General features: G+C 48.3%; 28 protein-coding genes and 1 pseudogene. 10 read left to right on the top strand and 19 right to left on the bottom strand.

Features of this window, described 5'->3' with window-relative positions:
* The first annotated feature begins 413 nt into the window (after positions 1-413).
* From ACYVEA_RS21235 to ACYVEA_RS21225, 3 genes are all read left to right on the top strand, one after another.
* A complete protein-coding gene (locus tag ACYVEA_RS21235) occupies positions 414-629 on the top strand; it encodes a hypothetical protein (protein ID WP_461115440.1) in 216 nt (71 codons plus the stop codon).
* On the top strand, positions 626-859 hold the full coding sequence (locus tag ACYVEA_RS21230) for a response regulator (RefSeq protein ID WP_461115439.1): 234 nt from the start codon (positions 626-628) through the stop codon (positions 857-859). The genes ACYVEA_RS21235 and ACYVEA_RS21230 overlap by 4 nt, the downstream gene beginning before the upstream one ends.
* A gap of 320 nt (positions 860-1,179) precedes the next feature.
* On the top strand, positions 1,180-2,766 hold the full coding sequence (locus ACYVEA_RS21225) for a MutS-related protein (RefSeq protein WP_461115438.1): 1,587 nt from the start codon (positions 1,180-1,182) through the stop codon (positions 2,764-2,766).
* 243 nt (positions 2,767-3,009) lie between these two features.
* On the opposite strand, the gene ACYVEA_RS21220 is transcribed toward ACYVEA_RS21225, so the two are convergent.
* The gene (locus tag ACYVEA_RS21220; protein ID WP_461115437.1) at positions 3,010-3,747 is read right to left on the bottom strand and encodes a hypothetical protein; all 738 of its coding nucleotides are present in this window, start codon (positions 3,745-3,747) and stop codon (positions 3,010-3,012) included.
* 134 nt (positions 3,748-3,881) lie between these two features.
* Positions 3,882-4,541: a hypothetical protein gene (locus tag ACYVEA_RS21215; RefSeq protein WP_461115436.1), complete on the bottom strand. Its 660-nt coding sequence runs from the start codon at positions 4,539-4,541 to the stop codon at positions 3,882-3,884.
* 947 nt (positions 4,542-5,488) lie between these two features.
* Here ACYVEA_RS21215 and ACYVEA_RS21210 point away from each other — a divergent pair.
* On the top strand, positions 5,489-7,129 hold the full coding sequence (locus ACYVEA_RS21210) for a hypothetical protein (protein WP_461115435.1): 1,641 nt from the start codon (positions 5,489-5,491) through the stop codon (positions 7,127-7,129).
* A 227-nt stretch (positions 7,130-7,356) separates the two neighbouring features.
* Here ACYVEA_RS21210 and ACYVEA_RS21205 read toward each other — a convergent pair whose 3' ends face one another.
* From ACYVEA_RS21205 to ACYVEA_RS21185, 5 genes are all read right to left on the bottom strand, one after another.
* Positions 7,357-8,046, bottom strand: a complete 690-nt coding sequence (locus ACYVEA_RS21205) for a LytR/AlgR family response regulator transcription factor (RefSeq protein WP_461115434.1) — start codon at positions 8,044-8,046, stop codon at positions 7,357-7,359.
* Positions 8,027-9,097: a sensor histidine kinase gene (locus tag ACYVEA_RS21200; protein WP_461115433.1), complete on the bottom strand. Its 1,071-nt coding sequence runs from the start codon at positions 9,095-9,097 to the stop codon at positions 8,027-8,029. The genes ACYVEA_RS21205 and ACYVEA_RS21200 overlap by 20 nt, the downstream gene beginning before the upstream one ends.
* 8 nt (positions 9,098-9,105) lie before the next feature.
* On the bottom strand, positions 9,106-10,221 hold the full coding sequence (locus ACYVEA_RS21195; protein ID WP_461115432.1) for a serine hydrolase domain-containing protein: 1,116 nt from the start codon (positions 10,219-10,221) through the stop codon (positions 9,106-9,108).
* 331 nt (positions 10,222-10,552) lie between these two features.
* Entirely contained in the window at positions 10,553-11,470 is a 918-nt protein-coding gene (locus tag ACYVEA_RS21190) for a TlpA family protein disulfide reductase (protein ID WP_461115431.1), read from the bottom strand.
* An 8-nt stretch (positions 11,471-11,478) separates the two neighbouring features.
* Positions 11,479-11,688, bottom strand: a complete 210-nt coding sequence (locus ACYVEA_RS21185; RefSeq protein WP_461115430.1) for a hypothetical protein — start codon at positions 11,686-11,688, stop codon at positions 11,479-11,481.
* A gap of 510 nt (positions 11,689-12,198) precedes the next feature.
* Here ACYVEA_RS21185 and ACYVEA_RS21180 point away from each other — a divergent pair.
* The 4 genes from ACYVEA_RS21180 (at position 12,199) to ACYVEA_RS21165 (ending at position 13,975) form a co-directional block, all read left to right on the top strand.
* Positions 12,199-12,774 (top strand): hypothetical protein, encoded by a 576-nt coding sequence (locus ACYVEA_RS21180; protein ID WP_461115429.1) that lies wholly within the window; start codon positions 12,199-12,201, stop codon positions 12,772-12,774.
* A gap of 12 nt (positions 12,775-12,786) precedes the next feature.
* Entirely contained in the window at positions 12,787-13,092 is a 306-nt protein-coding gene (locus ACYVEA_RS21175; RefSeq protein ID WP_461115428.1) for a hypothetical protein, read from the top strand.
* A 140-nt stretch (positions 13,093-13,232) separates the two neighbouring features.
* Positions 13,233-13,562 carry a hypothetical protein gene (locus ACYVEA_RS21170; protein ID WP_461115427.1) on the top strand — a complete coding sequence of 110 codons (330 nt, stop codon included), beginning with the start codon at positions 13,233-13,235 and terminating at the stop codon, positions 13,560-13,562.
* A gap of 218 nt (positions 13,563-13,780) precedes the next feature.
* Positions 13,781-13,975, top strand: a complete 195-nt coding sequence (locus ACYVEA_RS21165) for a hypothetical protein (RefSeq protein WP_461115426.1) — start codon at positions 13,781-13,783, stop codon at positions 13,973-13,975.
* Between the two features lie 236 nt (positions 13,976-14,211).
* On the opposite strand, the gene ACYVEA_RS21160 is transcribed toward ACYVEA_RS21165, so the two are convergent.
* Positions 14,212-14,571: a hypothetical protein gene (locus ACYVEA_RS21160; protein ID WP_461115425.1), complete on the bottom strand. Its 360-nt coding sequence runs from the start codon at positions 14,569-14,571 to the stop codon at positions 14,212-14,214.
* Between the two features lie 602 nt (positions 14,572-15,173).
* Between ACYVEA_RS21160 and ACYVEA_RS21155 the strand changes: the two genes are divergently transcribed.
* Complete coding sequence (locus ACYVEA_RS21155; RefSeq protein ID WP_461115424.1) at positions 15,174-15,416, top strand: hypothetical protein; 243 nt, start codon at positions 15,174-15,176, stop codon at positions 15,414-15,416.
* A 1,872-nt stretch (positions 15,417-17,288) separates the two neighbouring features.
* On the opposite strand, the gene ACYVEA_RS21150 is transcribed toward ACYVEA_RS21155, so the two are convergent.
* The 11 genes and pseudogenes from ACYVEA_RS21150 to ACYVEA_RS21100 all read right to left on the bottom strand — a co-directional run bounded on the left by ACYVEA_RS21150 (position 17,289) and on the right by ACYVEA_RS21100 (position 23,573).
* Positions 17,289-17,834 (bottom strand): hypothetical protein, encoded by a 546-nt coding sequence (locus ACYVEA_RS21150; protein ID WP_461115423.1) that lies wholly within the window; start codon positions 17,832-17,834, stop codon positions 17,289-17,291.
* 310 nt (positions 17,835-18,144) lie between these two features.
* Positions 18,145-18,837, bottom strand: a complete 693-nt coding sequence (locus ACYVEA_RS21145; RefSeq protein ID WP_461115422.1) for a hypothetical protein — start codon at positions 18,835-18,837, stop codon at positions 18,145-18,147.
* 198 nt (positions 18,838-19,035) lie between these two features.
* Complete coding sequence (locus ACYVEA_RS21140; RefSeq protein ID WP_461115421.1) at positions 19,036-19,314, bottom strand: hypothetical protein; 279 nt, start codon at positions 19,312-19,314, stop codon at positions 19,036-19,038.
* A 188-nt stretch (positions 19,315-19,502) separates the two neighbouring features.
* On the bottom strand, positions 19,503-19,877 hold the full coding sequence (locus tag ACYVEA_RS21135; RefSeq protein ID WP_461115420.1) for a DUF6371 domain-containing protein: 375 nt from the start codon (positions 19,875-19,877) through the stop codon (positions 19,503-19,505).
* 166 nt (positions 19,878-20,043) lie between these two features.
* Positions 20,044-20,625: pseudogene (locus ACYVEA_RS21130) on the bottom strand (PG0870-related protein); the annotation flags it as partial.
* Between the two features lie 119 nt (positions 20,626-20,744).
* Positions 20,745-21,962, bottom strand: a complete 1,218-nt coding sequence (locus ACYVEA_RS21125; RefSeq protein ID WP_461115419.1) for an AAA family ATPase — start codon at positions 21,960-21,962, stop codon at positions 20,745-20,747.
* Between the two features lie 23 nt (positions 21,963-21,985).
* Complete coding sequence (locus tag ACYVEA_RS21120; RefSeq protein WP_461115418.1) at positions 21,986-22,483, bottom strand: hypothetical protein; 498 nt, start codon at positions 22,481-22,483, stop codon at positions 21,986-21,988.
* Between the two features lie 106 nt (positions 22,484-22,589).
* Positions 22,590-22,718 carry a hypothetical protein gene (locus ACYVEA_RS21115; protein WP_461115417.1) on the bottom strand — a complete coding sequence of 43 codons (129 nt, stop codon included), beginning with the start codon at positions 22,716-22,718 and terminating at the stop codon, positions 22,590-22,592.
* Positions 22,719-22,804: 86 nt separating this feature from the next.
* Positions 22,805-23,146: a hypothetical protein gene (locus tag ACYVEA_RS21110; protein WP_461115416.1), complete on the bottom strand. Its 342-nt coding sequence runs from the start codon at positions 23,144-23,146 to the stop codon at positions 22,805-22,807.
* 2 nt (positions 23,147-23,148) lie between these two features.
* Positions 23,149-23,334, bottom strand: coding sequence for a hypothetical protein (locus ACYVEA_RS21105; protein WP_461115415.1), 186 nt, complete (start codon positions 23,332-23,334; stop codon positions 23,149-23,151).
* A complete protein-coding gene (locus ACYVEA_RS21100; protein WP_461115414.1) occupies positions 23,334-23,573 on the bottom strand; it encodes a hypothetical protein in 240 nt (79 codons plus the stop codon). Before ACYVEA_RS21100 ends, ACYVEA_RS21105 begins: the two co-directional genes overlap by 1 nt.
* Positions 23,574-23,675: 102 nt before the next feature.
* Between ACYVEA_RS21100 and ACYVEA_RS21095 the strand changes: the two genes are divergently transcribed.
* Positions 23,676-24,407 carry an XRE family transcriptional regulator gene (locus ACYVEA_RS21095; RefSeq protein WP_461115413.1) on the top strand — a complete coding sequence of 244 codons (732 nt, stop codon included), beginning with the start codon at positions 23,676-23,678 and terminating at the stop codon, positions 24,405-24,407.
* Positions 24,408-24,424 lie beyond the last annotated feature (17 nt).

Raw genomic sequence — 24,424 nt, 5'->3', positions numbered from 1 at the left:
CCAGGTCAAATTCCCACAGGCCCAAGCCAGCCGCTTCGAGGGCTAACTCCACGTTGAGGCGTTGCGATAGATTGGGCGCCAATTCAGTGGGTTGTTGATTGCCAGGCATCAAGGTGGAGTCTGGGGGATTTTAGGGGTTTGCTGATAAACCGTACTTTAGGAGTGAGTGTTTGAACCAACTTAAACCAGGGCCTGAACGGACCGCTGATTACTTATCCCTCGGTCTACTGGCCGCTTTACCTCTGGGGGCTGAAGCGAGCAGCGCTGAGCCGGTTTAATGCCAAATGATTTATTGAGCCAGCATTTAGGGGGATTGTACGGTTTTGGTAGATTGACTACCCTGTTGGTGCTTAGTAAACAAACTAGCCACTTATCGATTGATCATACTACACCATTTAATCTCCGCTACCGCTATGCCCTTAACGCTCAACCAAAATTGTGAAGTCATTCTGCTGGATGATGATGAGGACGACTTCTTCTTTTTAAAAAAGGCCTTTCAAGCCTACTCCGACCAGATAACGCTTCATCACCTGACGGACCATACAACCCTACTGGCTTCGCTACAAAGTGCCACAACCCTGCCTAGCTTGATCCTCTTAGACATGCATCTGGGGGCGAGGACGGCATGAGCATCTTAACGCAGTTAAAACAGACTACGCATCTGCGCGATGTGCCCGTGGTGGTCTGGTCGGGATCACTGGCCGACCAACAGGTGAACCAGTGTTATCAGGCCGGAGCCAGTTCGGTGGTCATCAAGTCGGATAATCAACCGGATCTGGAACGCGTCATTCAACAGCTGTGTGATTACTGGTTTAGTGCGGTTCAACTCCCGTTCTATGCTAAACAGTCAGATTGTTAAGCTTGGGATGAATGTCGTCAGTTAAAAGTGGACAAAAAGGCCGGATCGCTGGGTAAAAAAAGCTTTATATTGTTAATTATCAGTTAGTTGTATAGTTAATAACGCCTTTAATCAGACGGCGTCTACCGCTCGCTTAATCTCATATTTGGGAGGGTATTTTCAGACAATGTGACCCAGGGTTTAAGCGGATGTACTTCCTGTACTATATAAATACCCTGTTTTGAGGCCTGTTCTCTAGGTCTAACCAGCTTGTGAAAGGCAAGTAAGCCGAGTCCTATTTTCGCTTATTATTTGGTTATAGCGATGAAAAAATGACACGTTTGGAGACAGAACTAGAGGAGCGAGTTGCTAAGGCCAAAATGCTGAAGCAGGAACCTTTCGAGTGGGACAAAATCAAACGCTTTTTTCAGTTAAGTGATAAAACGAGCGTTTATCAGGTCATCTCCGACCGAACCTGTCAGGACCTGGACCTCGACGAGCTATTTATGTTTATTGACAGGACCAGCTCGAAAGTAGGGCAGCAGATGCTGTATGCTACCCTTCGTACCCTACACCAGACTACTAACCGAACCCAGCGGTTGGAGAAAATCATTCATCTCATTGATGAACACGCAAACCTCAGAAAGACTCTTTTAAGCCAATTAGCGTCCCTTACCAACACCAATGTTTACGCGATCACGTCATTATTTCTTAAAAAGCATAACCCAAAGCCGGGCTGGTTTTGGCTGGTCAAAGGCTTAGCCTTCGCCAGCGTGTCCAGCGTATTACTTGCTTTTGTCTTCCCGCAAACGCTTTTACTGCTGTTGCCTTTACTGGCGGTTAACTTCTCGATTCATTATTGGAACAAAAATAATTTGTATCAGTATGCCGGGTCAATTCCCCAACTAGCCCGCATGAATCAGGTGGCCAAGCAGTTTCGCCAGCACGAAGCTCTTGAAAGCCTGTTTCCTGATATTACTCCATCAATTGAGGCCATCGAACGCTTGGGGCCACAGATGTCCTTGTTTAAGTTGGAAGCAAAATTGCAAAGCGAAGTCGGCTTAGTGGCCGAATACGCGCTAGAGTTGATTAAAGCCCTCTTCTTAATCGAGCCACTAATCTTTTATAATGTCTTGGAAGAAATTAGTCGAAAGCGATCTCAGATCGAGTCTGTTTACCAATACATTGGTGAACTAGATATGGCTATGTCGATTTATCTCTTGCGAGAAGACCTGCCTTTTTACTGCTTGCCGACCCTACTTGTTGACCAAAAACAACTGCTGACCCTGGATGCTTACCATCCGTTGATTGACCGAGCTGTGCCTAATTCGATTGATGTATCGGGTAAGTCCGTCTTATTAAGTGGATCCAATATGTCGGGCAAAACTACCTTTATCCGCACGATGGGTATCAATGCCATTCTGGCCCAAACGCTCAATACGTGTTTTGCGCGGCAATGGCAAATGCCAAAGCTTAAGATTCACTCAGCCATCCGAGTTAGTGATGATCTGCTGAGCGCCAAGAGTTACTATTTCGAGGAAGTGCTGACGATCAAAAATTTGCTTGAGGAAAGCCAGTCCGATGAATGTCATTTATTTTTATTAGATGAGCTGTTTAAGGGGACCAATACGGTTGAACGGGTCGCTTCAGGAAAAGCGGTATTATCCTACCTCCATCAGCAGTCGAATCTAGTGTTTGTGGCGACTCATGATCTAGAGCTAGCCGAGCTGCTAAAAGATTCTTTCTCTTTGTTTCATTTTACCGAGATTGTCCAGCAGGATAAGGTATGGTTTGATTACAAGCTGAAGGGGGGGCCTTTAAGGGATACAAATGCGATTCGAATCTTAGAATTGAATAATTATCCCGAGGAGGTCATTCAGGAAGCAGCTCAATTAGCTAGTCGCATGACAAGAATGAAAGATAGCTAGCTTCGTCGACTGTAACAAAATTCGCCCGAATTAATGATCGCATACATGAATACTTCGTCGTCTAAGACGGTAGCCTATTTATGAACGTTTCCTCGTCTCCTGTAGGAGGGTTTAAGGGAGACGATTATGTTTTACTATCTGTCAAACGCCATCAGCCGCATACGGTCCGCCGTTAATTAGCCCGTGTGAAATCAATACTTCATACGCTTTTTGATAACTGGCCTCGTGCCGTAATTATCCCATTCATTGAAGCGTACACTCCAAAATCCGGTGACCGGCGATGGGAACCGGGATAACGTTTAAAACTTTCACCCGCTTGCGGGCTATGAAATATTCGATCTGGTACCGACTTGACTCATCAATGAGGTAGAAATGAGGAAAACGCTGTTTGGTAAATTCGGCCGCTTTGACTACCCGAGGCTCGTTATACTTCGCTCGCATCGAGACAAACAGATTGTAATCAGTCGATGCATTCTTTAAATTCCCCGGGGTAAGCACCGTCTGGCGATGCATCAGAAAATACGCGTTCGCCAGCTGGTAGTGCCAGATGGGTAGAAAGTAGTCGGCGGATTCAAAAAAGACCGGATACTGCGCGTCGTTGCGGGGTAGGTAGTCCAAAATACCGCTGGGAAAATGCACAATTTTTCGGTTCTGGTAAAACATGAATCCGATCAGCAGGAGAACATAAAGCGGTACGAACCGGACGAGTCTGGCCGGAAATCTGACCTGTGGGGCTAATTGGTAAACCGCAAAGACTACCTGATACAGCAACAGCAGATGAGTCGGCCATTGATAGCGACTTAAAAATACCGATAAATACGTATACGATACGATTACGGTGCCCCCAGCGGTGGCCATCGCCACCCAGCCCGTAAACAGGTAAAAGCTAAAGGCATCCTCCTCCACAACAGCCCTGTAGCCTCTCTTTAGCCGAGGCAGGGCGATATAAGCAAACAGCCCCAGCACTAAACAAACGCGCAAAATAGGAACGAACTCCAGAGCGGGTTGCTGTTCAAGCCGCGACGATATAGTGGGGATTCCCGATAGCGACTGAATCTGAAAATTACGATACCAAAGGAGTAGCCAAACACCGTAAATCAGGGCATGGGAGGCGGCTACCCACCAGTACGCCGGTCGTTTTGACCAGACGTACAGGCCGGCAAAAAACTCAGAGAAGCCGTTACATAGAACGAACCGAAATTGTGCGTCATGACCAGCAACGCACCCGCCAGGAAATGTAACCCCAGCAGACGGGGGCGATTGGGGTTTTTGATCAGAGGATGCGTGGCCATGAAGTAGAGACAACTCATCAGCAGATACAAGGCGTAGGATCGGATCTGGGTAGAGAGGGTATAATTCAGGTAGGTTAAGCTACTAATGAGGGTAAAGAGAATAAAGTTGATCAGGGGCGTGCCAACCAGCCGCGTGGTGTAGCGATAAAACAGGCCGATCGCTGTGGCAAACAGGGCAATCGAGATGGCTTTTAAGAAGTACTCGTTCAGGCTAATGGTGTGGGCGATCGTCCAGACCAGATTGAAATACAGGGGCGGATTCGAATCCAGGTTACTGACAATGGCCTGATTCATATGGGCTCGCGAGGGATCAGACAACAGCAGGTAGCTGAGGACTTCGTCCATCCAGATCCAGGGTTGTTTAAAAAACAGGGAGGTTAGTAAGCTACCAAAGATGATCAGGCCGATGAGCACGCTGAAGCGCAATACTTGTTGTTGAAGGTGCTTAGGATACCCAGACGGGTTCGATATGGATTGATCCATTGAGGTTGAAACGGTATTCAGGTTGTGCGTTAAAAATAAACGTAGTTAAGCCAGCAGGTAACGTTTGTCTACCCAACTGCTGGCTACCGATCAACGGTAGCTCAGGGATTACGCCACTTTTAGGGGTCTCCAGTGGCAACTCGGGTGGCTAATCCAGCTCAAATGTAGTTAACAACACATGAGGGTCCATGAAAAGTATGCGGATCAGTGACTGTCCCGTTTGTCACTAGCCCAATACTGCAGTAGCTTGGCCGAAACTGAAGAGGTACTTTGGCAAAAGGCACCTTAAGTCGCTTACTGTGGCGGGATACCCGTTGGTGGGCTTTTTGACATCCTGTCGAGTTGAAAAACTTACGCAATAGCTACGCAAATGTAACTAATCAGTGGCCGCGAATTGTGTTGGACAACGCTTGAAATGGGCTAGCCCACTCCCCGCTATTCCTACTCGTGATCGGGGCGGTGGTTAGTTCCTGGACGCGGATCCATATCGTCTTTACACGGCGCTATGCGCATCTATAGTAGGGGGATGACCCGCCCAACGCCCGGTTGGTCTGGAGTTTCCCCATGAGTCGGAGAGTAGGCATGTGTTGGTTAATTCAATTGGCTATTACGTTACCAAAGAAGTGACTCTTGATGCGCCAGAAGAGGATTTACGGAGACTGCATAAACCAGCCTGTGCCCGTGAACGCTGAGCCTACAAAGACTGACGCTTAGATAAGATCCAAAAGCAGGCAGGGCGTGAACGCCCGCTGGCTTAGGCCAAAATCTAGCGCAGCTTCATGCGGGTGCGCGGTGGGGCAAACGCAGGAAAAAACTCGGTTGAAGCGGGCAAAAGCAACAAACAACGGCGCAAGTGGTGTCTATGCTTTCAGATAACGTATTGACGGCTGACGCTGAACGTTCAGACGCCCAATACCCGCGTAACCCACTTTTCATTCTCCGTCTCGATGCCCCTGATTTCTCGAAACGCCTGGCGCGCTTGCCTACTAGGATTAATGCCGATCAGTTTTGTCGGCTGGGTCGTGCTGACCTATGCCCTGAACTTGCCCTACTGGGATGACTTTTTGGTCCAAGACCATCTGCTGAGGATGAAACGAATGCCCGGTCGGCAACAGCTCGTTCATCTGTTTGATCAGCACTGGGAACACCGCATCCTCTGGACTCGAGTTCTGTTTGCCCTGATGGCCAAGCTCAATGGCGCACTCAACTACTATGCCCTGACCCTGATGGGGGGCAGTGGCTTACTGGTCTGCCTGGGTATTGTGTTCGCTCAGTTTCGACGCCTGGCCTTGCCGATGCTGTATTTTGTACCCATTCCGTTTATACTCGTTACGCTCCAATCCTACGAAAACCTGCTCTGGGCGATGGCCTCCCTTCAGAACTTCTGGATCGTTGTTTTTGCCTTAGGTACGTTTTATGCACTAGCCCGCCATACGCCATCGGGCCGATGGCTGGCCCTTGGCCTGGCCCTGCTGGCCACCTTCACCAGCGGGAATGGATCGATCGTGCTGATGGCGGGTTTGCTGGTGGTGGTTTATCAGCGTCAGGGGTGGTTTCTGGGGGTGTGGTCCATGGCCACCATCCTTGCCTTGGTGGGCTACTTTTCGGCCTACCAGCCTACCTCCTTTTTCCCCTCACCCGATCGCTACCCGATCAGTGACTGGGGGAAAGCTTTTCTGGTATTTTTAGGGGCCTTCGGCAACGCTTCCCTAAAGGCCAGTAATAGCCCCGATGCGACGCTGTGGGGGCCAATGCTGCTGGGAGGGCTTTTCGTTGGGCTGGTGAGTCTGTTTCTGGCCTCAGGCCTTCGGCGCATGCCCACCCGCGACGAGCCGAGTAGCTTCTTTCTGGGCTGTTTTAGTTTCCTCTTCGCTACGGCGGTCATTACGGTCTATTCGCGGGTTGGGTTCGGCGGCCCGGCTTATTTGCTCCAGAGTCGATACCGAATTTATTCGGCCCTGCTGCTGAGCCTGGTTTACCTCTATAGTCTCTACCATTGGCGCTACCGTACTTTTTTGCCGGCTTACCTGGCCACGGTGTTACTACTGAACATGGGGCAAAGTTTAGCTTCCGATTATTGGGGGCTGGAAGGCATTATCAATCAGCGCCGACGTATTAGTACTGAATATTTTAATTACCTGGCCAACACACCGACCGACCACCAGCGGGTTAGCCAAGCGCTATTTGTACCCACCGCGTCGCCACTTTTCGGGGAGCACCTGACTGCCTTGTCTTCGCCAACCTGGTGGTCGGCTCCTGGAACAGTACGCCTTGATAGCTTATCGGATCAGCCGTTCATGTACCATATCGCGAAAGTCGACGCGATAAACCCCGACCTGAGCCGGCCTGACCAGGGATCCTATCTTTATTTCAAGAGCCCAACCCACACCTATCTTTTTGCCGCTCAGCCCCTGCGATTGACGAGCCAACTGAGCTTGGGGCCTTATTTTAGGGCGACTGGCTTTTATGCGCACGTGTTAAAAGAAAAGCTGGTACCGGGGCGGTACCGCCTTGGCTTGATGACGCATCAGCCGAACCGGATTCAGCTGGCGATGACGAATCAGTACGTTTCGTTTGGGTCGTTATAGGCAAATAACGCCGGGTAAAATGCGTGTACTTTTTCCACCAACAGACGGACGTGTACAGGTATACCATTTAGAGCTGCTCAGTGGCCTTTTCGGCCTACTTATGGGGCAGCACCAGACGTATCGTTTAGTCCTATCCCAATCGGAGGCTTTTATAAGACACTGAAATTTAATACCTGTCCAATCTGATCATTCGCAAACGAAATGCGAAAGCTCACTTGTTGAGTTCGTCATTTGGGCGAGCGTCCGATGAGTTGGTAGAAATGGTCCCGATAGGTATTCGAGATCGGAATCAGCACTTGCCCAATTTTTAGGCGGTCCCGCTCCACGGTGTCAATCTTATCCAGGGCTACCAAATAGGACTTGTGGACCCGGCAAAAGCCATGAGCCGGGAGTTGTTGTGCCAAGTCGCTGAACGTTTCTAAAGTCATAATCTTTTCCCCCACCAGATGAATACGCCGGTAATCACGCATGCCTTCAATATAGAGGATCTGATCCAGGCCTACCTTTTGAAGCCGATACTCGGTTTTGATAAACACAAATGAGGGATCAGGTTGGGCTGACACCGTGTTCAGCACCGACTGAGCGCGCGTCACCGATTGCAAAAAACGCTCGAAGCTGTAGGGTTTTAAGAGATAATCGACCACCTGTAAATCAAACGCTTTCAGGGCATACTGATCGAAAGCCGTCGTTAAAATGGCGGCGGGTCGTCGGGGTAAAGCCTCTAGCAGTTGGAGCCCCGATAACCCATCCATTTCTATATCCAAGAATATTAAGTCAATGGGTTCCCGGTGCAGGATGGGAATGGCCTCTAATCCGTTGTCGACCGCGTACGCTAGCGTGAGAAATGGAATCCGCCCGACATAGTCTTTTAAGCGCAGCATCGCTAAGGGTTCATCTTCAATCAACAGACAACGCATGGGCTGGTAGGGATATAGTTAAGGAAACGGAATACAATCGATCCGTAGACTCAACGACTAACGTGTGAGTATGGGGGTACAGCAACGTTAATCGTTGTCGTAGCAGCTTCTGACCCAGGCCCCCGTATTCATGCGATACCCTGCGATCCGGATCAATCACATTCACACAATGAAAGTAAATCTGAGCCTCATTAATCCGGAACTGAATCCGGATCCCCTCTGTCACTTTCTTGTTGGTGGCATATTTAAAGGCATTCTCCAGGTAAGGCATAAACAACATCGGCGCAATGTGCACGCTTCCCGCTTGACCCTCGATCTGCAGGCTTATATACTGCTCATTGGGCGTTCGAATCCGTTGCAACTCCACATACTTCTCGATACTGGCTAACTCCTGGGCTAAGGGGATCTGATCAGCCTGTGTTTCGTACAAACTAAAGCGCAATAAGTCGGAGAGTTTATTTAAATACAATGATGCTTTAGGGGCATCGTGCTCCATGAGAATATCAATGTTGTTCAACGTGTTAAATAAGAAGTGCGGATCGAGTTGGGATTTCAACCAACTTAGTTCGGTCTGTAGGGCTTGCTTGGCCCTGCGTTCTTTGAGATGAATGTCCGTATACCAGGTGATCGCTCCCCGCATCGCCGTGCCGATCAGTCCATTGATGATCGCCAGTAAGCTGAAACCAATGGTCAACATGAGCTGATCCTGAAGTTGAAAGAAGAGGAAGTGCATTTGATGCAAGGTCAGGTAAAGCAGGATCGTGGTAGCTAGCGACACAAGCTGCGTTGAACAGATGGCCAGGCTTATACTGAGCAGCAGGCCCAAGCCAATAAAGCGCTTGACGCGACGAGTGGTCAGATACCGGGGCACTAACCACCCATAGAAGGCATAAAAGCTGCTGAGTCCGATGAGTAGAGTGGCCACTAAAATAGTCACCCCGTCATCCCAATCGGCAAACACCGACTGGTCGGTCGATTGGGATAAGATAAACAGAAAGCTAACCAAAAAGCCATAGAGCAGCCAATAGCCCAGATGCAGCAGACGGATCATGGCGTTGATCATCGCTTTATTCTTAGAAAATAACCGGCAATCGTTTCGACTTCGGGCAAGTTAATGCTCACCCCACTCATATTGGCTGTGATGGCGACGATCAGATCCTGAGCGGGATACACTAACAAGAAGGTTCTTCCCCCATCAATTAGCCCCCCGTGGTGAATGATCGTTCGCGCTTGGTAGTCGGTACTCACCCGCCATCCCAGTCCATACTGCGTATTGGTGCCATCCAGCAACCGCTGTGGGGTCAGCAGGATGGCTACCGTTTCTTTCTGAAGCGTAGTGGGGTGAATCAGCTCCGCGCCTACCTTAACCAGATCCATTGGCGTGGACAAAAGTCCACCTCCGGCCCATTTATAGCTGTTATCGACGAAGGGGGCATTCACCCGTTTCCCCAGTCGGTGTTCATAGAAGCGAACGCGGTTGAGGACGATGCTGTCGCTATAATCGGCGCCCGTATCACGCATCTTCAAGGGGGTGAAAACGGCTTGTTGCAGGTACGATAAGTAGTCGGTATGGCTTGCCCCCTCAATGACCGCACTCAATAAGGCGTAGCCATAGGTGGAATACTGGTAGGCACTCCCCGGCTGGAACAGCAGACTATCCTGGCTAAAAATGGTTAGTCCTTCCTGCACGGTGGCATAGCGTTTAGCACAAGCCAGGGGATCGGTATCCAGATAATGGCGAATCCCGGCCGTATGGGTGGCTAACTGGCGTGGGGTAATCGTGAATTTTTTTAGGGGGAAGCCCGGCACGTACTGCTGAATCGGTGCATCCAGGTCCAATCGGTGCTGTTCCACTAATCGGCCAATGGCCAGCGAGGTGACGGATTTAGAGACCGAACCCAGCCGAAATTTAGTGTGAATGGTCACGGGTAACCGGGCTTCCAGATCGGCGTAGCCAAAGCCTTGCGTCCACAGGATTTTACGGGCGGTACCCACACAAACGGATATCCCTGGAATGTCTTGTCTGGCTCGTAGGGAGTCAAGATAGCGTTGGGCCTGTCGAATAGCGTTTACGTAGGCTTTATCGCGGATCGACTCAGTCGTGTGAGGCCGGATGGGTTGGCCAAGGGCTGGAAACAGATAGAGTAGTCCTACCAGCGTAAGGAAATAGTGCATAAGTACCAAGTTTGATAAAATGTTGTATCAAAATTGGTCTAGCCATTTGAGGAGGAAAAAGATAATCTGCCAACTGGGTCATGAAATCTGCCAAAGAGGTAGTTTGATCGATATAATCCATTGAATTTTTAGCCCGTAGGCCCCTTCTCGATACGACTCCAAACTCCGTGTATGCGTATGCAGTTCGTCGTTCTCTGATCAACGTATTTTGTCACACGATAAACCACCGTTTAATTGGTACTGCCATTCTCCAACGTTTCAGTCGATCCTACTAAGACGAAAAGCGCCAATGGTGCTCGAAAGGAGCGTTTAACGATTCATTCCAACACACTCATTCCACTCGCCCTGAAAGAAACGTACTCAATTCTTGGGGACTAATATCTCTGCGAATGATAGTGCCCTGCTCATCTAGCAGGAAATTAGAGGGAAAATAAGTAATGGATAATAAGCCAACCGTGAGTGTACCGGAGGGGTCCACATATTGAGGCCAACCTAAGCCGTTGGCTTGAATGGTTTTCTTCCACAGGTCTACCTCCGTCAATTTATCGATGGAAATGCCCACGATCCTAAACCCCTTTGCCTGATACGTAGCAAACAAGTTTTTGAGTTGTGGAAACTGTTGCAGACACGGGCCACACCGACTGAACCAGAAGTCGATGAGGGTATATTTTGCTTGCTCATTAAAGGAAATGGAGACCGAATTACTATTGGCATCAAGCAAGGTGAGTGAAGGAAAGACTTGCCCAATAGCGGTCACTTTTGAGGAGTTTAGCCGTTGAGCGATCAACTTGCCGGTGAGGGTGTTTTTCAGCGAAACAGAAAGAGCTTGGTAGAGCGAATCAAAGATGGGTTGATAGCCCTCATTCATGTCCCGAACCAGTTGCCATAAGCTTACATACGAGCTAGGATACTGCTTAATGTAGCTTAAATAGCCTATCTGTTGTTGATGGATTAGTCGAGCTCGATTGACACTAAAAGCCGTTTGCAAACTATCGAGTATATGAACATCCGTCGTGGTCGACTTTTGGGCTATGTACTGCTCGAAAGCCTGCTCTCGCTGGTTACTAACGGACAACATATAGTTGTTTCTGAACTGGTTGTACTCCGCCATGATCTGGGTGGATAGCCGGGGTATCTCTCGGAGCGAATCCGCGTTACAAGTGATGGTTTGACGACCGGGCTCAAGGAGGAAATAGTCGGATATATACCCGGGCTTGATTTGAATTCGATAATTAGCGGGATAGGCCATTTTGCCCTCTAATAGAAAGTGCCCCTGTCTAATTTAGTCTGGTAGTTGTTGGTTGAGTTTGGATCGAAGCCCTGGCCAGTGGGTACTAAAGTCACGGTTCCCGTGTCGCGATTAACCGTTCCTTGTAAGCGGTAGGTCAAGTATTTAGCTTGCCCAAATGCGATGCTCTGGGCAAAAAAATAAGCGATTACGAATACCATGCAGGAGCCTACTTTCATTTTTTATGGATTTTGCTGGATAGACCCCAACTTTGCTGGTAAGGTTGGCAGAGTGAATTTTTGTTGAATGAGCAAAGGTTGTGTTCGTTAAAGAACGCGCTTGCTGGCTAAATACTCATGCTTTATCTATTTCATAAAACGCCCGTTTTAACGAGATTCATGTTGTGCTTGCATTGGTATAATCAAAGCAAGCTAATTCCTGTCTCAAATTACCATCCGCTCCGGGGGGGCGGTCAAGAATCAACGTTTCATTTTTAAGGCCACGCCTAAGTTTGTGAGACGGTTGAAAGCATTATCTCCCTTATATTAATTATTGCCGTTGGCTTATAAGTGAAAGTCAAAAGAAATTGGTGAAATTTCGAATAGGTTAATTGGCAATGGTTAGTGCAACACTTTAAACAGGTTTCTGTGTCTGTGTAGTAAACCCAATCACGTCTCGTTATCAAACCTTACCCGAAAGCCACAACGCTAACGCTCATACAAAGACAATTACGCCTACTCGCCTTCAGCATGCTTCTAAGTCTATGCTTAGTAGTAAGAGCTTGTCAGCACCTTCAGCAACAGGACCCTCCGCCTCAACCACAACCCGTTGAGGTTTCCCTGCCTGCCAAGCTGCGTGACACCACCAAGCCGGATTCACTGGTGGTAGTCAATGAACCCATCAATTTTGAGTTGATACAGCCACAAGGTCAGGGCCCTACCGGACGCCTGATTCGTTGGGGGACCAAAGAGGTGCCGGGGTACTGGGGCACCTTCACCTACGATCCGGCCGGCCGGTTGCTGGGCAGCTTTCGGGAAGAGTATGGTAATCAGTACGTCGAAGTAGCGCGCTATCAGGGTGATTTTCTGGCGGAGTCCTTCACCAAGGATGCCCAGTCAGGATTTGTTTTTTACCTGAAACGCTACCAGTATGATCCGCAGGGTCGCTTGAGTCGAACCCTCCTCTATGGCAGCAGCCTGGACAAGCCCAATCAGTTTCACTTATCCGACTGGTTGACGAATCAGTATAATGCCCAGGGAGCCCTCCAGCAGGTGCGCTTCGAATCGAACAGTATGCCGGATTTTTACTGGGTGTATACCTATTAGCAGGGAGACTGTGTGCGTCAGCAGCAGTACCGCCGGTCCAAGGCCGGTAAGGCGGATGATCTGCGCGAGCAAATTGACATAACCTACCATACCCAGGTTAATCCCCTGATGGAATTGCCGCTCTACGATGAATACAAATACCGATTCAGTCGACATTATCAGGCAGGCAGTGTCACGACGCTCTATCAAAGTGGAGTAGCTGAGCGCGCCCCCGGTTGCGTATTCAGGGGCGATTTCGAGCACGATACGAAGGGTCGTTTGAGCCGTATGCGCGCCTCGGGGGGTAACCTATGGGAATACTTCACCTATGCGCCCTGATAGCCGCGTTGGCTTAACTAGCTTATCTGTTTACCTTAATGATACACTACTTGATTAATCCACTGCCTAATCACAGGCGGTTGGTTAGGCAGTGCGTAGAATTGCGGTTGCAATCGCTTTTCGGGCAAACTAGCCCCCTGATGATGGAGCCTGAAATTCCCCTGGAGCAGATTAATGCGATGATGTCATCCGAAGCGCTGACCGACCATCACGTTGAGTTTTATTTATTTACAATCACGGGTTATCTGTATGACGTAGCTCAGGCAGCAGCCCGGAAGTGGGGTGATGAAACTAGCGCCGTAGAGCACGGTATTTTCTACCAGATTATGCCACAAACCGAGGATGACGGCTATTTTAACTGGTATGGTGAAACAAGGCCTTACCATCAGTTTTTCAAAACCGTGGACAGTGCGGTGCTGCACTTTGTTTTTTATTGGAATCTGTGGAATAAGGACTTTAGAAATGCCTAAATAAAACCCTTTGGGAACAGATACCAGCACTTTACCGAATAAAATAAGAAACCGACTTACCCGTAGTATGGGTCGTTCATTTGGTCAACCCTTTAACTTGCCACCTGGTATAAATTTAGTCCACTGATTGTCTTACTAGACAGTAGCGAACCTGGCTTGCATTATTCTGTATGTTTTTTTGTTACCTGCTTATAACAAGTCGGCAACGACTTTTAACCATGAGCGAATTAACCTACACCGAGATACCTGATACGTCCGACAGTGCTTATTGGGAATCAAATTCAAAAACGGATAATGTCCGTAGTACCACCTTTGTCCCAAGAGATAAAGAACTGCACCTCAAGCTCAAGAAAAAAGCCTGGGCAGTTATTCAGGCATCACTCACCAAGCGGAATCGGAAAGGTGCCAATTAGTAGCAACGCGTAGGATCATAAGCCTGGGGGAGTTCCGCCTAGAAAGGCAAGGCCTATACTCGTAAATCAGCGCCCTAAAGCCACGATCTACCAAATTACAAAGCGTTGTAAGTAAGAAGTCAATTAGCCGCGCAAATCGCATGTATAAGTGTCAGCAAATAAAAAGCCCCGCCAATCACGACGGGACTTTTTATTTGCTGACACTGTTAACCGGAAACTCAGGTGATTCTTCAGATCTATTGATTCTTTTGTTTGCCTGTACTGCCACCGCTTTGAGGAACGCCAGCGGCCTGCTGGTTAACCTGCCTGGGTTTAGTTTTACTTCCTTTCTTTGTCTCACCCTGTCCGTCCGTTTGGCTGGCAGCGGACTTTTTGCCACTGCCAGCCGTTGTCAGCGTGTTACTCCCAGCTCCCATGGCAGGCTTGTTGGTTATGGACTCCTTTTTTTCTCCATGGTCACTCGTCGCATCAGTACCGCCTGCCGTAGGCGTGGGATACCTTCCTTGAGGCTGGCCTGTTTTAGTTCCTGATTGGGCTTGTGAGCCATTCACTGCGGCAAGAATCACCAGGGCCATTAGCATTAGTTTGACTTTCATAACATTGGTTCGGGTTATAACAATGGTTAAGCACATTGTAGACTTAGTAACCGATTGGGTCGAGCAAATGCTTATGTAAAGTCGACCAAGTAAGGGAACGGGCAGAAATCGCTAGAGTACACTTACTGCCATTTCTCGCTTATACTCTAACTGAATGCGTCTAAGCCTATCTAGGCAAATGAGCCTTATGAACCAATAAACAAAACAGCCACCGCTCAGGCGAGTCATGGCTGTAGAATGCTTACATATTCACATTTAAAAACAGCTATAGAACCCTTACCAAATCTATTAGTCTCTAGCTGTGAGCCTACGGGCCAACAAAGCAGTCTCCATAAGCGACCGAGACAAAACGCTCTTTTTTACATGATAATGTACTTCAGCTGATTGGGTTATTGGCTGATCCCAATAGTTGAGACGTGATTAGTAAAAGCGAGTCGGACTAAAAGGTAGTCTCCAGCGTCCAGGGCTGTTGGGCATGGGAGGTAAAAAATACAGGTTAGACGTTATATTTGTCAAGTGATACCTACGGGTACTTATTAGCCCTGCAAACCTAAAAGCTTTCTGCTTCCCCTTATCTGGTTATAAATCCTCAGTCCGTCACCTTGAAAAGTTTATACGAAGCGTCGCTGAAGCGAAAATTCAAAGATATTCCCAAACTGATATCCCCCGGTGAAGAGAAGCGCAACAAGCGGGATAAAAAAGTACTTAAGATTTACCATAAACTGGAGGAGACTGGTGCGTTGAAAATCGCGATCGAACAGGCAATAATCGAAAAGATGGGGGTTAGCCGGTCAACCATCCAACGGATCATGGCTCGTCATCAAAAGGAGAAACAGCAACCCTAATGCAATCTGAACTTGCATTTAGTCGTCCAATATGATGAATTTTGACGCCAAAACGTGCCGAAACAGGCCATTATAGAGCATAAAATGGGCTTATTTACTGCATTTATAGAGGGGCTCAGGCCCCTTTTGCTTTGCCCGGACCCTCTATAAGGCCACAAATTTGGCTTGCTAAACGCCTACACATAAGGGGTCAACTACTTAACTCTCCCCAAAAATCTACGAAATAAAACGAAATAAAAACGGGGCAATCTGCCTCAAAATCTATGAAGTAAAATGAAGTATAATTCGATTAGCGGCTCTGAGCCGATGACGTAAGACGTCTTGACACCGTAGTATTATACCCCTTTGATCAGTCCCTCAAAATCTACGAACTATAACGAACTATACTTGGTAAACCTGCCTCAAAATCTGTGCACAATAGTGCACAATAATTTGAAAAAACGGCCTGATAATCAGTCGGCCTGATACGTCTAAAACCGCCTTTATTCTGTCTCAAAAACTACCGCAGTAAAACGCAGTATAATTGGATTTGCTGGCGGGAAACCGATGACATAAATGGCTTTGATGCCAAGGTGGTATATCACCCTAATCAATGCCTCAAAACTACCGAAGTAAAACGAAGTATAGTTTTAGAATGGGTATTGGAATTCAGGGTATTAAGTAGCGAGATAGGGAAGGTTGAAAAGCGGTAAATCGGTAGCTCGATAAACCGCTGGAAGTAGCAGGAGGCTGGAGTCTCCTTCAAAATCTATGACATAAAATGACATAAAATCCCTCAAAATCTAGGAAGTATAAGGAAGTATAATTCGTTCAGGGAAGTCCTGATCGGCCGATGGTGGCAAGCTGGCAAACGATGGTGGTAAATGGTTTTGCCAGCGTCAATGAGCTTTATATGTTCCCCAGAATTGATTGACTATGGACGAAGCAACGGTCTCCTGCTTTTACCCTGGCGACCTAAACTTATCTTAGTCCGCTCGTCAGAATTGATCGACCGCGAACGGGGTAACGGTATCTTATTACGTCGACTTGGCCATAGTCCTACCGTTCAGCGGTTAGGCTGTTCAATCAAGCAGAATTGAGGAGGGCCAAACGTTGGAAAATGTTGGGGTGCTGCAACGATGCGACTGCATTGCGTTTTGCAGTACAATTGCACGGCGACCGGGGATCAATGATGACGTGATGCATACGGCTTGCAATCGATAAAACTTCTTATTCATCCGGGTAGGCCTGCCCTAGTAAACCTTTTTGGGCGTGAGGCTTAAAAAGACCCTTCCTTTAGCATCTGTTCGCACGCGATGGCGGCTGTGAGCATTCGACTCATAGCCTTGGAATGACCCGACTCCGCCTGGCTCTGATACATCATCCCACGCAGTGCCTTCCGGGATACGAAATATCCATTGTACAAATACAATTTCCGACAACGCTCTCCGCACGTAGAGCAGACAAAAATACCATTGTCCACCGGGCTCGAAACCCTACTGGCCATCCTTCAGAAGCAATACGGATTTATCGAAGATGTGGACTATGTAGGGTGTAAAGTTTTTAACACCCTTGCGAATCAGCTTATTAACGACTTTGCCAAAAAATGGACCGCACCAAAGAGGTAAATCTCGACAAAAGGCAAAGCAAACGCTTAAACCGCTGTATCAATACGCTAACAAAACCGGTGACTTCGCGCCCCCCTTCCTTTTTTTTGCAGTCGGTTGGCTTTAAGGGCAGGCATTTTTGATTTTTTTTTCTTCCATCTTTTTTTAAACCTTGACTTTTTAAAATATCTGTCGCTTTCTCCGGCGACGCTGAGCGAACCACTTAAGTATTTTTTTTACTTAATGTACGGTATTAGACTACGATTTTTGATTCTGGAAACGCCTGTCAACCGAGTCCATTGAGCTTACGGAATCGGATCATCGGACGCGTTGGCCGTCCAGCGTAACAACGTTTGCTGCGCGGTTTGCCAAACCACACTACCGACGCCTGTTTGCGCTCCAGTCGCTTAATTTCGCGCATAGCTCCGTCAGTATTTCTATCGCCTTGGGCCAGCAGCTGAGCCCGGTACCGTAGGCCTCCTTCAGCATGGCGGGAAACAAAACCGGATGAACTCATCAGAAGAACGCGGCAGGTGATGTCGGTTTGTGGACAAACAAAATACCACGTACCGCCACCCCTTCCTAAATTGCTCGGCACATAAACCATGTCGATAACTTCCTGATGTGTCCCATTACTGCGTCTATATTCGATGGTCAGCGTTCCACCCTCTTCCGGGCACTCTTCATCAAACTCGGTATGAATGCCAACACTGGCGGTATAGCTACCGCCAATGCGCCAGGCGAGCTCACCGTGTTGCGAGTGGTATAAATAGCCCTTATGTTTCAGATCAGGCAGCCGTATAGCTATCCGGTCTTCGATGGGTTGTCTCATGCTGCCGCTTTTTTGAAAATAACCTAAAAGTCTAAAGAAATCCGGCAGATTCCCGCTATATTCTGTGGACTTAAATTCATGTTAAAGTCGATTAGGCGGGGTTAGCCACTACTTGTACGTTCGTCGCCGATACGCACTTAATACCCTTGTATCTGTCGGGCTCTACTTTGAATAGGCCGCTCTCTGTAAATCCTGTTACCGTGCCCTTATACAATCGTAGGTAAATATCTCCCTGGTAAACACTGACGGACACCCGGCTACCTTCCTTGATTTCCTTCATTCCCATTTCAATTAGCTCGGCGCCTGAGAGCTAGTGCCTGGCAACCGATAGCATCCCTAAGGTCTCCACGGTGCGTTTTGAATCCTCTGCCATCGTTCGGGCCTTCTGCTGAATGCGGATTATAAGCCTCTGACACTGCCCAGTCCTCGACTCGTTGCGTTCGTCCAACGTCAGGAATTCAGCGGCTACTTCATCAAACTGAGTACGATCTTCATCGAACATCTTTTTAAGCGTAGAAGCTGTAACTATGGTATAGTCAGGACTTTGTTTGCTTAGATCGATATGTGTAACGGGGCACCGGCGAATCGGTAGTTCCGGCTTCTTGATGGGTGAGCCCGAAGCGGCCAACTCTCGCACCATATTAGCCATCAGGCTCGCCTGACGACCGGGATAGGCCAGATCAACCTTTTCCTCGGGTATCAGCCAGGCCGCCAACGCCAGGTAGGTGGGGGTTTCTTTGCGGGCTAATCGCTCAAGGGTTTGCCCACTAACGTAGCGTACGTCGTTACGCTGGCGTCCGATGTCAATGCCGGTGATGGGGCAGAAGCGCTCGTTGAGTTTAGAGGCACGTAATTCCACCTCATCAGCGATCTGTATTTTGGCCTGCTTTCGAAGGTTGAGGTTGAGTTGAAAACAACGTTCAGCCGTCGGCAATTTTGCCTGATTCGGCGTTAGGAACTCGTCAACCAACTCATTGAAACGGTCGCGATCACTAATATACAACGCGAACAGCGTTGATCTGGTCGCTACCTTATGATCCTGGGGTTGGTGCGTAATATCTATGCCAGATACGGGACAAAAACGGGTAGGCCGAACAGCTTGCTTAGGCTCATTCTCGGGGCTATAGTCATTTGGCTTATAGGCTGTTTGACTGCTATAGTCATTTGACTTATAGGGTTCCGGGGGACTATAGTCACTGGGCTAATAGTAGGCTACTAGCTCCTCAGATGGTCGTAACGTTCGCTGATTGGCCAGTGCCGCATCGACCTTAGCTTCCAGTAATGTCGTTTGGCTGAGCCGGTTGATCAGATCCGAAACGGTTTGCAGGTGAATGGCGGTGCCTGAAGCAATTTCTCGGTTAGAATCGGTGCACGTGCCGTCGGTTTCAGCTGCGCGCTGGCAGAGGTAGGCCAGCAGGATCTTCTCGGCGGGTGTGCGTTTGAGTGATAGAACGGAGAGAGCTATACGTAGTTCGATCATGGGTGTAAGGCGGTTGGAAACGAGAGTGAAAAGAGTAGTTGTGGGCAAGAATATCGAGGTAGCAAATGCTGGGAAATGTTGGGGTGCTGGTGCACTGTTCGGCTGCGGCCTTTCCACTTAGTGTATTCTGCTTTTTTAAGGGTTGCCTTTGAAATCGCATCCTTAGAGTTGTTTGTATTCCAATTAAACTAACTGGTGATTGATGGCAGAGTTGGAGTAGCCTCCCCGGGTAATAGCTCATCCCAACTGGGTGGGTAACCCTTCCACTGGGTCAACAGGTAATCGGCCAGGTCCAACCCGGCGGCCTTCTCCTCATCGGTTGCCCGCTGCTCGAGGTAATCCGAAATCGTTACGACAAATCCATGTTGGCGTAACTGCCCGGCCCGATGATTCCAGAGCGCAAAGGCGCGGCCGCCTTTCGATACGTCGGGAAATAATACCAGCTTTCGGCCTTGTAAGGGCTTTAACCGGTCGAGGCTCAGATAGGTAAGCCCCCCGATTGCCATCCAAACGAATTGAGGAAAATATACCGTGCTGACAATAGCCGTTTTGGGACTCTCCACGATCGCAACCGCCTTGTCTGGGGGCTCGGTAAGGAGTAGGAAACTTATCGGCTTTGTCGATATAGCTTATTAGCCAGTCCGGCTGGTTTTGTTGCTGGCGATCGTAACGGGTGGCCAGGGCATGATGCACCCAGCTGGTGCAGCGCTTGGAGGATCCATCGACGATCTGACGTTTGGCCGTATGGCCCGTCAGATCGAATAAAACAACCTGCCCCCCCCGCACCCGATCCTGTTCATCTTTTAGCCAGAAGACGCACGCTCCGGGCCAGTGGCTCGAAGTTCCTACCTGAAAGCGGGTCAACAGTTCCCTGGTCACAAAGCAGCCAAAGTGATCATCTAGGAAACGAGCGAATGTATTACGATCATAATGGCCCAGGGAAGCCGTAAATACTTCTATCGGCAAGCGATGAACCGAAGCGGTCGGCATCGGCTCATCGCTGATCATCGGCCGATTAGCGGCTCCTCGTACCCTCACGTCTCCAGCGCTTGGTAACTGATTTTGTTTCCATGTCAGATACGCTTCATCGGCGTAGCTCAAACCCGTTGGGCTCTTATGGTAAGGATTGAGGTGATAGCCACAATTACTCTGCCGGTCGCACTTTCCGTAGCTTTCAGGTAAAGTCTCGCCGGTTCGCGTATCGACGTAGCGGCTAAGGGTTCGCCGGTGCTTGGGTCCACACTGAGGACAATCCGATTTGATGGCCTTTTTGGGAAGTTGGTAGCGCAGAGATTGGGTTGACGTATTCATGATTTTCAATTGTACTAACTGTACTAACCGTCCTAAACTAGCCTTTCTAGTACACTGTACTAATTGTACTAGAAAGCCCCTATATATATAGGGCTTTTAGTACAGTACTTTTAGTACAGTTAACTTGATAGTTTTTCAAGATTGATTTTGTAGTGTTCATACTTCTGGCCAGGAAGTTTCCCCTTCGTCAAATACCCGTTTGTTTCAACACGCCGAATGAATTCTTCTGATCTAGTTTTGGCCAAGGTTACCCCGAAGAATACCGATGCCTCAATGATGTTGGTCCGTAGCTGGGTATACCGAAGGTGCTCATCGCTCGAAAAGGCTCGTTTGACAAACGCGAGTATATCTTCTGGTTTCATGGTATCGACCGTTGGTTTTCGGATTCTAGTCGAAGTAGATCCGTTAACCACAGCATTGCCTACCAGGTAGGGCAATCCATTTTCATCGACTGAAAAAATAAATGGCTCGAACTCTTTATCCCGACAAAACTCGGACGTTACGACGGACTGCTGTTTATCTTCGGGGTTGAGACTTACTGAAACGACCGATTCGGCTTTGTTGACCAGTTCGGTACCCAGATGCCCTCTAACGCTGTTGTTGCCCTTGTTTTCATGGATGACCGTTACCAAATGGGCGCCGTTCTCTTCCGTCCACTGAAGCAGATCAGTGGCCCGTTCGGTCGCTTCCCGGGCGTCGTTAATATCGAACACGGTATCTCGAATCCCATCAATGATAATGGCGCCCAGGTTCGGAGTCTGTTCAATAGCCACCTTAATGGCATTGATTCGATCCTGGGTCAGGAATTTTCTTAGTCGAATTACGCGCAGGTTGAATAGCGTTTCATCCCCCGAAAGGGCTGATATGCGCTTCATGACCCGCATGACGTGCCCACTGATCTGCTCCGTGTCGAAGTAGAGGACAGTCGTTTTATCAGCAGGCAGTTGCCTCCGTATAGCGTCTGCTACCGTGTTCCGTTTTAGTAAAGCCGCGGCAATGAGGCTGAGAAAAAACGTCTTTCGACTCTTGGCTTTTCCCGTTATGACAAAGAAGTTACCCAGCGTACCAATGGTTATCGACTGGCCTTCGGTGACCACCTGCAGACACGGATAGGGGTCTTCCACGTGATCGGTCAGCCGCAGCTCTGCCTCTTTCAGCAACGTATTGTAATGCGCATAAAAGGCAGCATCCCCTAATTTTCCTGCTGGTACGGGATCTGGCCGCTTACTGACCTCCTCAGCCAGGCCATTGATGTGGTCCTGTAGTCCTACCGCATCAATGGGTGATCCTGACGCCACCAGCGTACTAGTAGGCGCCTGACGTCCATTTATTGGCATATTTGCAGGGAACGGATGTTGGCTCATACGGACTCACCTCCCTTTCTGTTGATCGGTTCCGGAGTGAACGATCTAAACCAGGTCCAGAACGTCTCATGTTCGTTGCGGATAGGGTTAGTACTACCAGTTGTGTAATGCGGTGGAACAGGGGAGAAGAATGGTCGCTCTTTAGCCATCCATAAAATGGCTATTACATAGCCCTTCACCCTACCCATACCAACTCCGTGAACACCTGACCGGTAAAACGCGAGGGTGCCAAATTGTTCTTCGACAAGCAATAGGCCAGTACGGTCATGCAGACAATTCAGTTCGTACAGATTTAGCTGTGTATCTTCCAGCACATAGCTGACGTTTTTTGTTTCGTATATATATAACCGGTCAATATATTCGGCTACAAAGACGCAAAAGATCGGTGGTACAGGGCTGATCTTCCGAAAATTATCGGTATTCGACAGGACATCTCTGCTAAAGCGAGTGGCCATAATCAGCTTGATGGCATTTTGTACCCGTCGTAGGCGCATTAGAAATTGATTATGGTTTTTTCAGGACGACAGGCTAGTATAGGGCGTACTGGCGTCGGGCTGCATAAACACCAGGCCAATGATTGTGAAATTGTGAAAGAGTATTTCATGTTGGCTTTTTGGATAAATGATTGTCGAGGACCAAAATGCCATCGAAGAATGTAGCATCAAAAGCGTAGTGTAGCGCATCGACTGAGCCTGCAACCGGCTGGTTTGGCGAAAGATGAGCCCACATAGCCGGAACCAGAAGTCTCAACCAAATCTACTTCTATCCACATCATTCGTGGAACTTCCATAGGTCGGCCATCTATCAATGAGGCTTCAGGCTTTCGAAGACCGTTTTTGCGCCAGCATATCTTTCATGCCCACCATGTTGATTTCAGTAATCCGCTCAATATCTGACCGTCCATACCGAACAATCTTTCGGCCGTAGCTCAGTACTTTAATATCGGCTTTCAAAGGTCGGCCACTGGAAAGGGCCTGAATCATTTTCCGGGCCGTATCCGTGTCGACACTCCAGTGGTCAGCCACCCATTCCAGGGGAACCAGCTTTTCGGCGGTTAACGCTTGGATTTCCCGCTGAGCGGCCGCCAGATCGAGCGCCGCCTGTTTGTAGTCAGCGATGAGCTTCGGTAGTTGTGAGAGAGCTTGAAAGGGATCCATAGTTATACCGAGAAAATGAGTTGTGTCAGACCAAAAACCTCATTAGTAATCGGATGCAAATTGATGTTGATGCCGTTTTTATTGGTGGCTTCAATCGTATTAAGTAGGTGCCGGGAAGCCATTCGAATGGATTTAAGGGTATCGGTATAGTTGGCCGGTTTGGCTGCTTTTAGGTTGCGTTGTTCCATCAGGCAGGTACGATTTGAGGTTCGTATTCTTCCATCCATAGACATTCTTCCAGCGTTGCAGGGTAGTCAGGCTTACTGGAGCGTTTCGCCCGAAATGAGTCATCTGTCACCTTAAAATGCGCGCAAAAGTCTCGCCGGGCCAAAACACGTAGCCGTTTATCAACCCGTTCGTAAGCCCGCTTTAACCGTTCGCTCAAACTTTCGTCCGCCAGTCCGTTTGTATATGTGCTTGCGTCCATGTTTTCCCTTATTATTGTGTTGCCTATTGTGTTGTAAATATAGTATAGTAAAGCTATACAAAACAAAGCTATCCGCATAAAAAGTATAGTTTTCCCTGAAAAATGGACGAAATTGTTTTAGAAATGACTCTTGGCCAGAAGCTTAAATTCTTGAGAGAAAATCGGAAGAAGTTAGATAAATCGTGGACAATGGATTTTGTTGCTTCCCAAGTGGGTGTTACCAAGGGGGCAATCTCTCAATATGAGAACGACATCAATGCGCCTTCGACAGAGGTTTTGTATAGTTTGTCTAAACTTTTTGATATAAATGTTGAGGAATTATTGGACCTGTCTATAGTGTCAATTGGTGAAGTTTCTAAGAAAAGGCCGGGGGAAATGATTTCAGGCGAAAAGGCAAAGCTGTTTCTCTCCGAAATTCCTGAAAAGGATGCAGAATTATATATCCCTTATTATGACGTAGAGATTACTGCTGGTAAGATTGAGCAGTATTTTGATGAGGTGGACGAAATTCCAGAAGGTTACGTGTATGCCCCGCAGTACCAAGGTTGTGTTATGTGTAATGTGAAAGGTAATTCAATGTATGACCTCATCTATCCTGGTGCGCGCCTGTATGTTTTTCATTTAAAAGATATCAAGTACATTGATTTTGGGCATATATATCTAATTGTCACAAATAGCTTACGCATACTAAAGTACATACGTCGACATCCGACCGATGACACAAAAGTTACTTTAGCCTCGCATAACCCCGGTCACGACAGTTGGGACATTGAAAAGGCCGACATTCTCAATTTATTCATTGTGAAGGGTTTTGAGAATCAAACGGCTATGTAATTGAGTCACTACACCTG

It is taken from the genome of Spirosoma jeollabukense (assembly GCF_054777855.1).
The sequence above is the reverse complement of the archived record's forward strand: the minus strand, read 5'-3'. Positions and strand labels throughout refer to the sequence as shown.